12 protein-coding genes are annotated in these 13,975 nt (G+C 71.9%); 9 read left to right on the top strand and 3 right to left on the bottom strand.

Annotated features, from left to right (window positions below):
• The 6 genes from ABZ396_RS15295 to ABZ396_RS15270 form a co-directional block, all read left to right on the top strand.
• Window positions 1–245, top strand: a 245-nt coding sequence (locus tag ABZ396_RS15295; protein ID WP_359184730.1) for an alpha-glucosidase C-terminal domain-containing protein, incomplete at its 5' end; no start/stop codon positions are given.
• Between the two features lie 31 nt (window positions 246–276).
• Window positions 277–1,632 carry a maltokinase gene (locus tag ABZ396_RS15290; protein ID WP_358923598.1) on the top strand — a complete coding sequence of 452 codons (1,356 nt, stop codon included), beginning with the start codon at window positions 277–279 and terminating at the stop codon, window positions 1,630–1,632.
• A 4-nt stretch (window positions 1,633–1,636) separates the two neighbouring features.
• Entirely contained in the window at window positions 1,637–3,841 is a 2,205-nt protein-coding gene (glgB, locus tag ABZ396_RS15285; RefSeq protein ID WP_358923600.1) for a 1,4-alpha-glucan branching enzyme, read from the top strand.
• A gap of 102 nt (window positions 3,842–3,943) precedes the next feature.
• Complete coding sequence (locus tag ABZ396_RS15280) at window positions 3,944–4,228, top strand: glutamate-cysteine ligase family protein (RefSeq protein ID WP_358923602.1); 285 nt, start codon at window positions 3,944–3,946, stop codon at window positions 4,226–4,228.
• A 143-nt stretch (window positions 4,229–4,371) separates the two neighbouring features.
• Window positions 4,372–6,276, top strand: a complete 1,905-nt coding sequence (locus ABZ396_RS15275) for an AMP-dependent synthetase/ligase (RefSeq protein ID WP_358923604.1) — start codon at window positions 4,372–4,374, stop codon at window positions 6,274–6,276.
• Between the two features lie 100 nt (window positions 6,277–6,376).
• Complete coding sequence (locus ABZ396_RS15270) at window positions 6,377–6,811, top strand: ATP-binding protein (protein ID WP_358923605.1); 435 nt, start codon at window positions 6,377–6,379, stop codon at window positions 6,809–6,811.
• Window positions 6,812–6,844: 33 nt separating this feature from the next.
• Here the strand turns inward: ABZ396_RS15270 and ABZ396_RS15265 are convergent, their stop codons facing one another.
• A complete protein-coding gene (locus tag ABZ396_RS15265) occupies window positions 6,845–7,654 on the bottom strand; it encodes a methyltransferase domain-containing protein (RefSeq protein ID WP_358923607.1) in 810 nt (269 codons plus the stop codon).
• A gap of 247 nt (window positions 7,655–7,901) precedes the next feature.
• Here ABZ396_RS15265 and ABZ396_RS15260 point away from each other — a divergent pair, with 247 nt between their 5' ends.
• On the top strand, window positions 7,902–9,278 hold the full coding sequence (locus tag ABZ396_RS15260; protein WP_358923608.1) for an NAD(P)/FAD-dependent oxidoreductase: 1,377 nt from the start codon (window positions 7,902–7,904) through the stop codon (window positions 9,276–9,278).
• 16 nt (window positions 9,279–9,294) lie between these two features.
• Window positions 9,295–11,544 carry an FUSC family protein gene (locus ABZ396_RS15255; RefSeq protein ID WP_358923609.1) on the top strand — a complete coding sequence of 750 codons (2,250 nt, stop codon included), beginning with the start codon at window positions 9,295–9,297 and terminating at the stop codon, window positions 11,542–11,544.
• A gap of 7 nt (window positions 11,545–11,551) precedes the next feature.
• Here the strand turns inward: ABZ396_RS15255 and ABZ396_RS15250 are convergent, their stop codons facing one another.
• The gene (locus tag ABZ396_RS15250) at window positions 11,552–12,376 is read right to left on the bottom strand and encodes an RNA polymerase sigma factor SigF (protein ID WP_358923610.1); all 825 of its coding nucleotides are present in this window, start codon (window positions 12,374–12,376) and stop codon (window positions 11,552–11,554) included.
• Between the two features lie 230 nt (window positions 12,377–12,606).
• A complete protein-coding gene (locus ABZ396_RS15245; protein WP_358923612.1) occupies window positions 12,607–13,026 on the bottom strand; it encodes an ATP-binding protein in 420 nt (139 codons plus the stop codon).
• A 417-nt stretch (window positions 13,027–13,443) separates the two neighbouring features.
• On the opposite strand from ABZ396_RS15245, the gene ABZ396_RS15240 reads away from it, so the two are divergent.
• Window positions 13,444–13,893 carry a cyclic nucleotide-binding domain-containing protein gene (locus tag ABZ396_RS15240; RefSeq protein ID WP_358923614.1) on the top strand — a complete coding sequence of 150 codons (450 nt, stop codon included), beginning with the start codon at window positions 13,444–13,446 and terminating at the stop codon, window positions 13,891–13,893.
• The last annotated feature ends 82 nt before the right edge of the window (window positions 13,894–13,975 follow it).

Here is a 13,975-nt window from a genome sequence, read left to right as displayed (position 1 = left end):
CGGTGATCGCGTTCCTGCGGGAGTACGAGGACGACCTGGTCCTGTGCGTGCACAACTTCTCCCGGTTCGCCCAGCCCACCGAGCTGGACCTGCGGGTCTACGACGGCCGGCACCCGGTGGAGCTGATCGGCGGGGTGCGGTTCCCCGCCATCGGTGAGCTGCCCTATCTGCTCACCCTCGCGGGGCACGGCTTCTACTGGTTCCGGCTCTCCCGAGTCGCCTCCCGCACGGGCCGTCGGCGCTGAGCGTGCGGAGCCGAGGAAAGGACGCGTCACCATGACGAAGACCGTTGACCTCCCCCGGAGCACGGCGACCGGCCTGGACCGCCCGCTGGCCTCGCTCGGGGGGCTGCTGCGCGACTGGCTGCCCCGGCAGCGCTGGTTCGCGGGCAAGGACCGGCCCGTCACTGATCTGTCCGTACTGTCCCTGACCGAGCTCTTCCCCGGCTGTCTGCATCTGCTCGTCCACGCCGACCACTCCCCCGGCGGAGGCGGCGCCCCTTCCGGTGACTGCTACCAGCTCCTGCTCGGCGTACGCGAACACCGCACGCCCCGGCTGGAGCGCGCGTACATCGGCCGGGCCGAGGAGGGTCCGCTGGCCGGGCTCGCGGTCTACGACGCCCTGTACGACCCGCGCGCCGCTGAACTGCTCCTGGAACGCCTCCGGATACCCGGTACGGTCGGTCCGCTGCGTTTCGAGACCGCCCCGCGGACCCGGATACCCGGCGGACTCGCGCCACGGCTGCTGGACGCCGAGCAGTCCAACTCCTCGCTGGTGTACGGCGATTCCTACATCCTGAAGGTGTTCCGGCGGATACAGCCCGGCATCAACCCGGACCTGGAGGTGCCCGGAGCGCTGGCCGCGCAGGGCTGCGCGCGGGTGCCCGCGCCGGTGGCCTGGTTCCGCACCGCCGAGCCGAGCCCGGCGACCCTCGGGGTGCTGCAGCCGTTCCTGCCGGACGCCGCCGACGGCTGGACCCTCGCCCTGCGCGCGCTCGCGGCCGGCGACGAATTCGCCACCGAGGCGCACGAGCTGGGCCGGGCCACCGCGGACGTGCATCTCGCGCTCGCCGCCGCGTTCCCGTCCGCCGTCCACGACGAACACGGCCGTACGGCGGAGGCCATGTCGGCGCGGCTGGAGGCGGCCGCACACGCGGTGCCGGCGCTGCGGCCGTACGTGCCGGGGCTGCGGGGCGCCTTCGACGCGCTGGCCACCTGTGACGCGGGGCCGCACGCGCAGCGGATCCACGGCGACCTGCATCTCGGGCAGGTGCTGCGGGCAGACCGCGAGTGGTTCGTCATCGACTTCGAGGGCGAGCCGTCCCGGCCGCTCGCCGAGCGGCGCAGCACCCAGTCCCCGGTGCGGGACGTGGCCGGCATGCTGCGGTCCTTCGACTACGCAGCCCGGCAGCGCCGCCCCTGGCGCCCCGAGTGGGCCCGCCGTTGCCGGGAGGCCTACTGCGCGGGTTACGCTGCCCGGGCCGGCTGGGACCCGCGCAAGAAGCACGCACTGCTGCGCGCCCACGAGACGGACCGCGCGGTGTACGAGGTGGTGTACGAAGCCCGGCACCGGCCGGCCTGGCTTCCGGTTCCGATGGCCGCGATCGAGCGGCTCGCCCGCTGGGGAGGCTGACCTGATGGCACTGCGCGACTCTTCACTCCCGGAGCCCTCCGGCCCCTCCCGGCCCACGGCCCCGCCGCTGGATCCCGAGGACCGCGGGCGTCTGCTCGCGGGCGCCCATCACGATCCGCACGCCCTGCTCGGCGCCCACCCGGTGGACGGCGGCACCCTCGTCCGCGCGCTGCGCCCGCACGCCCAGGCCATGAGTGTGCTGGCCGACGGGGTGCGCACCCCCCTGGCGTCGGAGGGCGACGGGCTCTTCGCGGCCGTGCTCCCGTACGCCGAGGTCCCCTCCTACACGCTGCTCGTCGAGTACGAGGACGGCGAGCACGAGGTGCACGACCCGTACGGCTTCCTGCCCACGCTCGGTGAGTTCGACCTGCATCTGATCCGTGAGGGGCGGCACGAGCAGCTGTGGAAGGCGCTCGGTGCCGAGCCGATGACCCATGAGGGGGTGGCCGGTACCCGGTTCACGGTGTGGGCACCCAACGCCCGAGGTGTGCGGGTGGCCGGGGACTTCACCTGCTGGGACGGCACGCAGTACCCCATGCGCTCGCTGGGCGCGGCCGGGGTGTGGGAGCTGTTCCTGCCGGGCGTCGGCGAGGGTGCCCGGTACAAGTTCGAGATCACCTCCCGGTACGGCGGCCCGTTCCTCAAGGCCGATCCGATGGCCCGCCGAACGGAGGTGCCGCCCGCGACCGCGTCGATCGTGGCGGTCTCACGCCACGAGTGGAGTGACGCGGAGTGGATGGCGCACCGGGGCGACACACCGGTGCACGAGGCCCCCTTCTCGGTGTACGAGGTGCATCTGCCGTCCTGGCGGGCGGGGTCGAGCTACCGGCAGCTGGCCGAGGAACTCCCCGCGTACGTCAACGACCTAGGCTTCACCCATGTCGAGTTCATGCCGGTCGCCGAGCACCCCTTCGGCGGCTCCTGGGGCTACCAGGTCACCGGCTTCTACGCGCCGACCTCGCGGCTGGGCACCCCCGACGACTTCAAGTACCTGGTCGACGCCCTGCACAGGGCGGGCATCGGCGTGATCATGGACTGGGTGCCGGCGCACTTCCCCAAGGACGACTGGGCGCTGGCCCGCTTCGACGGGGACCCGCTGTACGAGCCCGGGGACGAGCGGCGGGCCGAGCATCCCGACTGGGGCACCTACGAGTTCGACCTGGGCCGGGTGGAGGTGCGCAACTTCCTGGTCGCCAACGCCGTGTACTGGTGCGAGGAGTTCCACATCGACGGGCTGCGGGTGGACGCGGTGGCCTCGATGCTCTACCTCGACTACTCGCGGGACTCCGGGCAGTGGACGCCGAACGTGTTCGGCGGGCGTGAGGACCTGGACGCGGTGGCGTTCCTGCAGGAGATGAACGCGACCGTCTATCGGCGTGCGCCGGGCGTGGTGACCATCGCAGAGGAGTCCACCGCCTGGGAGGGGGTCACCCGGCCGACCGACAGCGGCGGGCTGGGGTTCGGGCTGAAGTGGAACATGGGCTGGATGCACGACTCGCTGGAGTACATCCAGCACGAGCCGGTGCACCGCAAGTACCACCACAACGAGATGACCTTCTCGATGGTGTACGCGTACAGCGAGAACTACGTCCTGCCCATCTCCCACGACGAAGTCGTCCACGGTAAGCAGGCCCTGGTGTCGAAGATGCCCGGCGACTGGTGGCAGCAACGCGCCAATCACCGCGCCTATCTCGGCTTCATGTGGGCCCATCCCGGCAAACAGCTGCTCTTCATGGGGCAGGAGTTCGCCCAGGGCAGCGAGTGGTCCCAGGCCCACGGCCCCGACTGGTGGCTGCTCGACCCCGAGTACGGCGCGGAGGCCGATCACCGGGGTGTCCGCGATCTGGTCCGCGATCTCAATTCCGTGTACCGCACACGCCCCGCCCTGTGGCAGCGCGACACCGATCCGGCGGGTTTCCAGTGGGTCGTGGGTGACGCGGCCGAGGACAACGTCTTCGCCTTCCTGAGGTTCGACGCCGAGGCCCGGCCGCTGCTCGCGGTGTCCAACCTCTCCCCGGTCGTCCGTCCCGGCTACCGGCTGAGCGTGCCCAGGGGCACTCCGGTCTGGCGCGAGATCCTCAACACCGACAGCGCGCGGTACGGCGGCGGGGACGTCGTCAGCCGGGGGCCGCTGCTGGCCGACGAGGGCGCTGTGCGGCTGACGCTGCCGCCGCTCGGCACGGTGTGGCTGGAGCCTGTCGCCCCGTAGCCCGCTGAGGACGCCGTCACGTGTCCGCCCGGCCGGGCCTGGGCAGTTCGGGATGAAAGACCCCGCCGCGCCCGGTCGCGGCCGGACGGAGGGCGGTCCCCGGTGCCGCGTACCGTCGAAGTGGAGGAAGAACTCCTGCTGGTCCACCCGGACAGCGGGGAGCCGGTGCCCCGATCGGCCGCCGTCCTCGACCGTGCCGCGCTGGAAGATCCCGGTCAGGCCGTGGTCCAGAAGGAGCTGTTCGGGCAGATGCTCGAGCTCGCCGAGGAGGCCGTCGCACAGGTGCGGCGCAGGGGCACCGGAGCCCGCGAGCAGCGGTCGCTCCCGGAGCGCACGGGCAGCCTGCGGGACGTCGTCGTCTGGTGTGTGCGCCGAACCCAGGGCTGAGCTCTTGTCATCGGGCGGAAACCATTGCCGCGGCACTGGTTGACCGTTCCCGACACGGGCCGCGCTTGTCTGGGCTAGATTCGACCCGCCTCGACAACAGTACCGATCGGTGGGGTCACCCTCCGTACATCCAGGAGCAGCGCATGCGCGACTACGCCCTCGCTCCGATGACCGCTTCGACCCTGACCGGCGGCCTCGCCGACAGCATCTTCGAGACGGCTGACCGGAACCCGACCCTGCCGGTGCTGGCCCGCCGGCCCGAGGCCGCCGCCGCGGGCTGGGAGGAGATCACCGCGGTCGAACTGCGCGACGAAGTGGTCGACCTGGCCAAGGGTTTGATCGCCTCCGGTATCTCGCCCGGGCATCGGGTGGCCGTGATGGCGCGGACGCGCTACGAGTGGACGGTGTTCTGCCTCGCGTTGTGGTCGGTGGGTGCGGAGGTGGTGCCGATCCACCCGACGTCCTCCCGGGACCAGGTCGAGTGGATCCTGCGGGACGCCCGCTGTGTGGCCGTGGTGGTCGAGGACGAGCAGGCGGTGATGACCGTCGGCACGGTGTGCGGGGCCCTGCCCGGGCTCAGGCATATGTGGCAGCTGGACGCGGGGGCGATGGCGGAGCTGGTGGAGCGGGGCGCGTTCGTCCCGCTGACCACGGTTGAGTCGCTGCGCCGGATGGTGATGCCGGACTCCACGGCGGCGATCACCTACACCTCCGGCACCTCGGGCCGTCCGCTGGGCTGCGCGCTGAGCCACCGCGGTCTGGCGTACCCGTGCGACACCCTGCTAGCGGGCTGGGGGGACACTGCCGCCCGTCCGGGCGAACAGGCCTCCGTTCTCGCCTACTTGCCGTTCTCGCACGTGTACGGCCTGATGGTGATGGTGCTGTGTCTGCGCGGCGGGTTCCTGATGGGCCACGAACCGGAGATGTCGGAGGCCGCGCTGGCATCGGCGCTGGGCACCTTCCGGCCGACCTATCTGTACGCGGTGCCGTCGGTGCTGGAGAAGCTCTACAAGACGTTCCTGCGCACGGCCCAGCAGACGGGCCGGGGCATTCTGTTCGAGCGGGCCGCTGAGACGGCCCGGGACTTCGCCGCCGCCCAGGAGCGGGGCCGGCTGGGCACCGGAGCGGGTCCGGGTTTCGACCTGCGGCTGCAGCACGCCCTGTACGAGCGGACGGTGTACCGCAGGCTGCGGGCGGCGCTCGGCGGGCGGGTGCTGCGGGCCACGTCCGGCGGCTCCTCGCTCAGCCGTGAACTCTCGCTGTTCTACGAAGGCATCGGCATTCTCGTGCACGACGGCTATGGGCTGACCGAGTCCGGCGGCGGGATCACCATGCAGCCGCTGGGCCGCGAGAAGTCCGGCACGGTCGGCCAGGCGCTGCCGGGCACCCAGATCCAGGTCGCCGACGACGGCGAGATCCTGGTGCGCGGGCCGTCCGTGTTCCAGGGTTACGTCGGTGACGACTACGCGACCCGGGCCGCGCTGCGCGGCGGCTGGCTGGCCACCGGGGACATCGGACGGCTCGACTCCGAGGGCTATCTGACCATCACGGGCCGCAAGAAGGACATCATCATCACCAGCAGCGGCAAGAGCGTGGCCCCGGCCCCGCTGGAGCAGCGGCTGCGGATGCATCCGCTCGTGCACCAGGCGGTGGTCGTCGGCGACGACCGGCCCTGCGTTGGCGCGCTGATCACCCTGGACCCGGACTTCCTGGCCCACTGGCGGATGGCCCTGCAACTGCCGGGCGACTCGCCCGGGCGGGAGGCGCGCGAGGAGAACGCGCTGCGCGAGGAGATCGCCCGGGCCATCGCGTCCGCCAACAGTGTGGTGTCCCGCTCCGAGTCGATCCGGGTCTACCGTGTGCTGCAGGAACCGTTCGCCCCAGGCAACGGTATGCTCACGCCGTCGATGAAGCTGCGCCGGGACGCCATAGCGCGCCACTACGCCGCCGAGATCGACGCCATGTACCAGGCCCGCTCGCGCGCCGTACGCCGGCCGGGCCCGCCGGAGCCGGCCGACTGGGACGACTCGGACGACGTGTTCCGCTGAGCGAAGCACGCGTATCCGGTGCGGCAGTGGGAACTCGCCGCGAGGGGAAAAGATCGGACAGTGATCACGGCCCTGATCCCCCAGGGCCGGGAAAGACGAGATGGGGACCGGGCCACGGCGCGACAACAGACGCTCGACGGAGGAGACCCACGACCGCACGGTCTCCTTCCCTGGCGAGCTGCCCAATGTCACCGGCGCCCGGCTGGCCGCGGACGGCTATCTCGCCGACCTCGCCCGCACCTCGCCGCCCACCGCCCCCGAGTACTGGGACGACATCCTGCTGGTCGTGACGGAACTGGCCGCCAACGTCGTCCAGTACGCTCCGGGGCCCTTCGAGCTGCGGATGCGCCGCACATACGACGGTGTGCACATCACGATGCACGACACCAGCCAGGTCCAGCCCGAGCCGCGCCCCTTCCATCCGCGCCACGGCGGGGGCGGTGTCGGCTGGCACCTGCTGCACACCCTGTGCGACCAGGTCAGCGTGGTCGTCACCGACACCGGCAAGGACATCCACGTCTTTCTGCCCTGGTGAGGGGCTTCCTGCCCTGGTGGGCGGCGGACGCGGTCACTCAGGGCGGTGTGCGACCACCCCGAACATCGTCACCGACATGTGCAGCGCCCCGCGCTCGGCGGCCTCGGTGAGGTCGGCGTACAGGGTGTCCCGCTGCTCCTCGGTGAGGGCGCCGGTACGCACCGCGGACTCGCCGAGCATACGGATCAGCGGCCAGGCGACCGTGCGGTGGTCCTGGAGCAGGGCCTGCGAGCCGCGGTCGTCCACCACGAACCCGGCCGCGCTGAGCTGGCCGACCAGGCGGCGCCCGGAGTAGGGGTTGGCACCGTTGAGTGCGGTCGCGGTCAACGCGCCCACGACCACCGGGTCACCGGGGTGCAGGAGGGTGGTCCCCCAGTCGGTGTCCAGCAACGCCACCCGGCCGCCGGGACGCAGCACCCTGGCCATCTCGGCGACGGCCCGCTCGGGGTCGGAGATGTGCTGGAGCACCCGCTCGCACCACACGAGGTCCATCGAGCCGTCGGGCACCGGCAGCGCGGCCGCCTCGCCGTGGACGAAACGAGCCCGGCTGCCGGCGGACCGCTCCTCGGCGACCGCCCGCAGACTCGGGTTGGGCTCGACGCCGATCGCGACACCGTCCGGGCCGACGGCGGCGGCCAGCGCCCGGGCCTGCGAGCCGGTTCCGGAGCCGACGTCGAGGACTCGCTGACCGGGCCGTACCGCCAGCGCCTCCTCGGCCCAGGCGCGCAGCCGTCGTACACCCGGATTGGCGTCCTGGGAGTCCAGGGCGCCCACCAGCGGTGCGACGCGGTCGGGGTCGATGTGCCGCTTCTGGAAGCCCGTTCCGGGCTGGGTCTGCGCCATGGCGGGCACTCTACTGGCGCACGTGATCGCCGTGGGACGGTCTCACACCGGGCGGAAGTTGGGCGCATAACCATGCGACAGCCGGTTACTCCTCTTGATCGAGGGGCATGCTGGAGCCCACGCGTTCGTCTGCCTGCGCCGCCCGGCTGGCGCAACGGCGTCGGGCACGGTGGGATCGAAGTGGTGCGAAGCAAGCGTTCCAGGGGCTGCGCACGGCGTGACCCGACCCCAGGAGCAGCGGAAAGGGATGGACACCGTGACACGACCCAGGATCCTGGTGGTGGGCGCAGGCTTCGCCGGAGTGGGGTGCGTCCGCCGCCTGGAACGGAAACTCGGCCCCGACGAGGCCGACGTCACCCTGGTGGCGCCCTTCGCCTACCAGCTCTACCTGCCCCTGCTGCCACAGGTCGCCTCGGGCGTGCTGACACCCCAGTCGATCGCCGTCTCGCTGCGCCGGAGCAAGAAGTACCGCACCCGCATCATCCCCGGCGGCGCGATCGGCGTGGACGTGAAGTCCAAGGTGTGCGTCGTCCGCACCATCACCGACCGGCTCGTGAACGAGCGGTACGACTACATCGTGCTGGCCCCGGGCAGCGTCACCCGCACCTTCGACATCCCGGGTCTGACCGAGTACGCCTTCGGCATGAAGACCCTGGCCGAGGCCGCCTACATCCGCGACCACGTCATCTCCCAGCTCGACCTGGCCGACGCCAGTGACGACCCGGTCGAGCGGGCGGCGCGGCTGCAGTTCGTGGTGGTCGGCGGCGGATACGCGGGCACCGAGACCGCGGCCTGTCTGCAGCGGCTCACGCACGCGGCGCTGCAGCGCTACCCGAACCTGGACCCGAAGCTGATCAGGTGGCATCTGATCGACATCGCCCCCAGGCTGATGCCGGAGCTGGGCGACAAACTCGGCCGCAGCGCCCAGGAGATCCTGGCCCGCCGTGGCGTCGACGTCTCCCTCGGGGTGTCGATCGACAAGGCGGGCCCCGAGGAGGTCACCTTCACCGACGGCCGGGTGGTGCCCACCCACACGCTGATCTGGACGGCCGGTGTCGTCGCCAGCCCGCTGATCGCCACCCTGGGCACGGAGACGGTCCGGGGGCGGCTCGCGGTCACCGCCGAGATGACCCTTCCGGGCCACGACGGGGTGTTCGCGCTCGGCGACGCGGCCGCCGTACCGGACGAGGCGAAGGGCGAGGCGGGCGCGGTCTGTCCGCCGACCGCGCAGCACGCCATGCGGCAGGGCAAGGTGGTCGCCGACAACGTCATCGCGACCCTGCGCAACCAGCCGCTCCAGCCGTATGTGCACAAGGACCTCGGGCTCGTGGTGGATCTCGGCGGCAAGGACGCAGTCTCGAAGCCGCTGGGCATCGAACTGCGCGGGCTGCCCGCCCAGGCAGTGGCCCGCGGCTACCACTGGTCGGCGCTGCGCACCAACGTGGCCAAGACCCGGGTCGCGACCAACTGGCTGCTGAACGCGGTGGCAGGCGACGATTTCGTCCGTACCGGCTTCCAGGCCCGCAAGGCCGCCCGGCTCAAGGACTTCGAGTACACGGACTCGTATCTGACACCGGAGCAGGTCCGGGCCCGCATCGAGGGCTCCGGCGAAGCCACGGCCTGACGCAGAGCGCGGCGGAGTGAGAGCGGCGGGACGGTCGGTGTGGGCGGAGGTGCGGGGGCGGCTCGCGGCGGCCGACCCCGGGCTCCTCCGCTTCACCTCCGGCCTGCGTACGGTCACGGCCATCGCGCTCACGCTCGCCGTCCTGGCGGTACTGCGGCTCGACGTGACCCATCTGGTGGCGGGGGCCATCACGGCGATGGCCGCCACCTTCGCGATCCGTGAGAAGAGGCGGTCCCAGCAGGCCGTCACGCTCGCCCTGGGCCTGCTGGTGGCGCTGGCCTCGATGACCCTGGGCACGCTGCTCAACCAGCAGGTCGTGATCGGTGACCTGTTCTTCGTGGCGCTCATCTTCTGCGCGGTCTACGGCCGCCGCTTCGGCGACCGGGGCACGGCGCTGGGGCTGATCGGCTTTCAGATCTACTTCGCCTCGCTGTTCGTGCACGCGACGGTGGCCGCGCTGCCGGGCCTGTACCTCGCGATCGCGGTCGCGTTCGGCTGCGCGGCCCTGGCGCGCTTCGTGCTCGTACGGCAGACACCGGCGGGCGTCCTCGACCGGCTGCGGCAGGCCTTCCGGGTCCGGTTCGCCCAACTGGTGGACGCGCAGATCGAGTTGCTGGACGCCGGGCCGGACGAGCTGGACAAGGCGGTGGAGGAGGTCCGGATCAGGACCGCCCGGCTGCACGAGACGGCGCTGCTGATCCAGGGGCGGCTCGCGGACGGCACCTCCGATGAGGCGGTGGCCCGGCTGGTGCAGCGCCGGATCGCGGAGGCGGAGATCGCCGCCGAGCGGCTCGGGCTGATGCTGCTCACCGCGCGCAGCGCACAGCGGGCGGACACACTCACCCTGCATCTGCCGGGTGCCCACCTGCCCTCGGCGGCCCCGCCGCCGGCCCGGGACGAGGCGCTGGAGCAGCTGCGCCGGGACCTGGAGGCACTGCGGCTGCTGGTGCTGCAGCCGGCCGGCCCGGAGTCGGGGACGGCGCTGGCCCAGGTGCGCAACCGGCTGCTCGGCTACCGCGAGGAGGAGAACCTGCCGCCCGCCCCACCCGCCGTGCAGGACGTCTTCCGGGGGATCGGCGAGGCCGCGCGGGCGGTGCTGGGACTGCGGATCGCGCTGGACGGGCCGCAGGACGAGTCGGACGACACCCCGGCCACCGCCCGGTCCCGTGAGGAACTGCACGCCGAGGACGCGGCCATCGAGGTCGCCGAGAAGGACGAACCGGCGTCCGAGGAGCCGACCGGGCTGCGCCGGCCCACCACGCGCGCGGCGGTGCAGGTGGCGGCCGGCTCGGCGCTGGCCATCGTGGCCGGGGAGTTCCTGTCCCCCCAGCGCTGGTACTGGGCGGTGCTGACCTGCTGGATCGTGTTCATCAACACCGCCTCCACCGGCGAGATCCTGGTGAAGAGCTACCGGCGGCTGCTGGGCACGGTCCTCGGCGTGGTGGCCGGCATGGGGCTGGCGGTGCTGGTCGGGCACCACACCTGGACGGCGTTCGGGCTGGTGCTGCTGTTCGTCTTCGCGATGTACTACTCGGCTCCGCTGTCGTACACCCTGATGTCGTTCTTCGTGACGGCGATGCTGGGCCTGCTGTACACGCTGCTCAACTCCTACAGCCTGGACATTCTGGTACTGCGGGTGGAGGAGACGGCGCTCGGCGCGGTGTGCGGGGTGATCGCGGCCGCGGTGGTGCTGCCGGTGCACACCGACCGCCGTACCGACGAGCTGCTCGTCAAGACGCTGGACCGGCTGGCCGACGTCACCCGGGCCGCCGTGGACCAGTTGAGCGGGGCGCCGCCGGTCGACCTGGTGGAGAAGGCCCGGGACCTGGACCAGGCGCTGGCCGATCTGCGGGCGGCGGTCCAGCCGCTGACGCATCCCATCACCCCGCTGCGGTCCCGCCGGGACGCCGCGCGCCATGTGGTGGCGCTCCTCGAGACGTGCGCCTATCACGCGCGGTCCCTCGCGGCGACGGCTGAGCTGCTGCCCACCCATCCGGCGATCGCGGCGGACCCCCGGCTGCGCGCGGCGGGGCAGCGGATCGTGCACAACATCGAGGCGATCGCCGCCCATATCGACACCCGGCGGCCCCCCGCCGAGATCGAGACCGGCCCCAGCATCGCGGCGATGCTGGAGCCGGGCACCCTGCGCGCCCCGCGCTACGACCGGGTGACCGACCGCGTGCTGCGGCATCTGCAACGCCTCGACGAGGCGGTGGCGGGCCTGGCCCGGCCCCTGAAGGTGCCGGTCCGGCCGCGCACCACCTGACGGCGAGTCACTGACCGAGGGCCTCGTCCCGGACGCGGGCGCAGCTGCGGCTGATGAGGCGGGAGACATGCATCTGGGAGATGCCCAGGCGGTCTGCGATCCGGCTCTGCGTCATGTCCTCGAAGAAGCGCATGTACAGGATGGCGCGCTCCCGCTCGGGCAGCCGGCGCAGCCCCTCCTTGGCCGCCTCCCGGTCGATGACGACGTCATAGGAGCCGTCGGAGCCCCCGAGGGTGTCGGCGAGGCTGTAACCGTCCTCGCCGGCGGAGAGTTCGGCGTCCAGGGACAGGGTGCTGAAGCTCTCCAGGGCCTCCAGGCCCGCGGTGACCTCCTCCTCGGTCAGGCCGGTATGGGCGGCGAGTTCGGTGACGGTGGGTTCGGCGGAGCCGGGATTCTGGGTGAGCTCGCGGCGGGCCACCCGCACCCGGTTGCGCAGTTCCTGCACCCGGCGGGGCACGCGCAGCGCCCACATCCGGTCGCGGAAGTGCCGCTTGACCTCGCCGGTGATGGTGGGCACCGCGTAGCTCTCGAAGGCGCCGCGTGAGGGGTCGTAACGGTCGACGGCCTTGACCAGGCCGAGCGCGGCGACCTGGCGCAGGTCCTCGACGGACTCACCACGGTCACGGAAGCGGCCGGCGATACGGTGGGCCATGGGCAGCCAGGCGGCCACCAGTTCGTCGCGCAGGGCGTCCCGCTCGGGTCCGTCGCCGAGGGCGGCGAGACGGGCGAAGAGGGCCGCCGTGTCGGGGGCGTCGTCGTGAGAACGCCGAGGCGGGGCGTGCGTGGTGTCGTCGGGCGTGGAGGGGCGGCTGTTCGACAAATCGGTGAGCATGCGGAATCGCTCCTGAACTGTGGGTTCCAGGGCGTCACCGGAACGTGGTTCCGGGACTCGACCCGAACTGCGGTGTCAGAGTCGCCGCGGGAGCACCGCCCGGACCGCTCTGCGGGCCCGGGGCAGATATGACTGCTCCCACTGGCGCGCGCCTCCGGTCCGAAGCACGACACTCCGCCTGCCCCTTCGCTTCCGGCGCAAACACCGCCGGGCGAAGTTCGGCCCGCGGCTCAGGTCAGGGAGACGACCGCGGTGATCCGCTTGCCCCCGCGGGGCAGTCCGGCGACCTCCACGTCCCGGGCCAGCCGGCAGACGATGGGCCAGCCCCGGCCGCCGGGCCTTCCGCGGTCGCGCCCGTCCGGGGCCTGCTCGGCCACCGGTACCGCGTCACTGCGGTCGCTGACCGACACGCGCACCGCGCATCCGTCGACGTCCACGTCGAAGCCGGTGATCCCGCCGCCGTGCAGGATCGCGTTGGTGGTGAGTTCCGAGGTGACGAGGAGGGCGTCGTCGAGGGCCTCGGCAGCGCACGGCACAGTCTGTCGGGCGACCGCCCCACGGACCGCTCTGCGGGCGTCGGCCGGTCGAAGCGACGGCCGACGGGAGTCGGCTGGTATCACTACTGAGTCGGTCCGGTGCTTCTCGCGCATCCCATTCGCTCCCTGAGTGGTGGACTCGCTCCCTGAGTGGTGGTCCGGTGGGTCTGACTGGCCCGTCCGCACGGGCCTCTCCTTGTTCGGCTCACCTGTCGGGGCTCGGCCAAACACGTCCGGGGGCAGCGAAGGCTTCCGAAGTGAAACAGGTCACGTAGCCTGTTCCCAGGTACCCGAAGTGGCCCTGGATGGTTTATCGTTCACTCATACGTGGTCCGGGGAGTCGACGTCAGGTCCTCCCGCACCACCGCTGACGGCCCTGGCTGGTCTCCCCCGTCCAGCCAGGGCTTTTTCACGCCCGGACGGCTTCCGGGCGGCGATTCTCAGGTGCTTCGAGGTGCCCGGCGCGGCGGCAGCGGCTGAAATGGGCGTAGGCAAAGCCCCCGTACCGTCGCCGGCGAGGAGCCCCGCGCCATGACCAAAGCCATCAAACTGCTGACCGCCCTCCCGCAGGCGCAGCGCGAGCGCCTCATGGAACTGGCTCAGGAGGTCTCCTTCCCCGAGGACACCCGCATCTTCCAGGCCGGCGGCACCGCGGACCGCTTCTGGGTGATCCGCTCGGGAGCGGTCAACCTGGACCAGGAGGTGACGTCCCACAAGCGGGTCACCGTCGCCAGCCTGGGCGCCGGCGACCTGCTCGGCTGGTCATGGCTGTTCCCGCCGTACACCTGGGACTTCGGGGCGGTGGCCTTCAGCCGGGTGCGGGCCTACGAGTACGACGCCTCGGCCGTGCTCGCGCTGTGCGTGGAGGATCCGCTGCTCGGGCTGTCGCTGGTGCGGACCGTGGCCGAGATCCTCGCCAGCCGACTGGAGGTCACCCGGGGCAAGCTGCTGGAGGCCTACGCGGGACGGCGTCCCGCCTAGGGCCTGTCCGGCGGATCAAGTCGCACGAACTCAGCGGTGACTCATCGACGCTGGTGAGCGGGGTGTGGTGCGTGCAGCCGCA

The organism is Streptomyces sp. NPDC005866 (assembly GCF_040629895.1).
GTDB lineage: Bacteria > Actinomycetota > Actinomycetes > Streptomycetales > Streptomycetaceae > Streptomyces.
This window is presented reverse-complemented; position numbering and strand designations above follow the sequence as displayed.

Bases quoted from the DNA above. Each gene is read 5' to 3' on its own strand.
- ABZ396_RS15270 (WP_358923605.1), top strand. From the start codon at position 6,377: ATGGGGACCGGGCCACGGCGCGACAACAGACGCTCGACGGAGGAGACC.
- ABZ396_RS15250 (WP_358923610.1), bottom strand. From the start codon at position 12,376: ATGCTCACCGATTTGTCGAACAGCCGCCCCTCCACGCCCGACGACACC.
- ABZ396_RS15245 (WP_358923612.1), bottom strand. From the start codon at position 13,026: ATGCGCGAGAAGCACCGGACCGACTCAGTAGTGATACCAGCCGACTCC.
- glgB (WP_358923600.1), top strand. From the start codon at position 1,637: ATGGCACTGCGCGACTCTTCACTCCCGGAGCCCTCCGGCCCCTCCCGG.
- ABZ396_RS15265 (WP_358923607.1), bottom strand. From the start codon at position 7,654: ATGGCGCAGACCCAGCCCGGAACGGGCTTCCAGAAGCGGCACATCGAC.
- ABZ396_RS15290 (WP_358923598.1), top strand. From the start codon at position 277: ATGACGAAGACCGTTGACCTCCCCCGGAGCACGGCGACCGGCCTGGAC.
- ABZ396_RS15260 (WP_358923608.1), top strand. From the start codon at position 7,902: ATGGACACCGTGACACGACCCAGGATCCTGGTGGTGGGCGCAGGCTTC.
- ABZ396_RS15240 (WP_358923614.1), top strand. From the start codon at position 13,444: ATGACCAAAGCCATCAAACTGCTGACCGCCCTCCCGCAGGCGCAGCGC.
- ABZ396_RS15275 (WP_358923604.1), top strand. From the start codon at position 4,372: ATGCGCGACTACGCCCTCGCTCCGATGACCGCTTCGACCCTGACCGGC.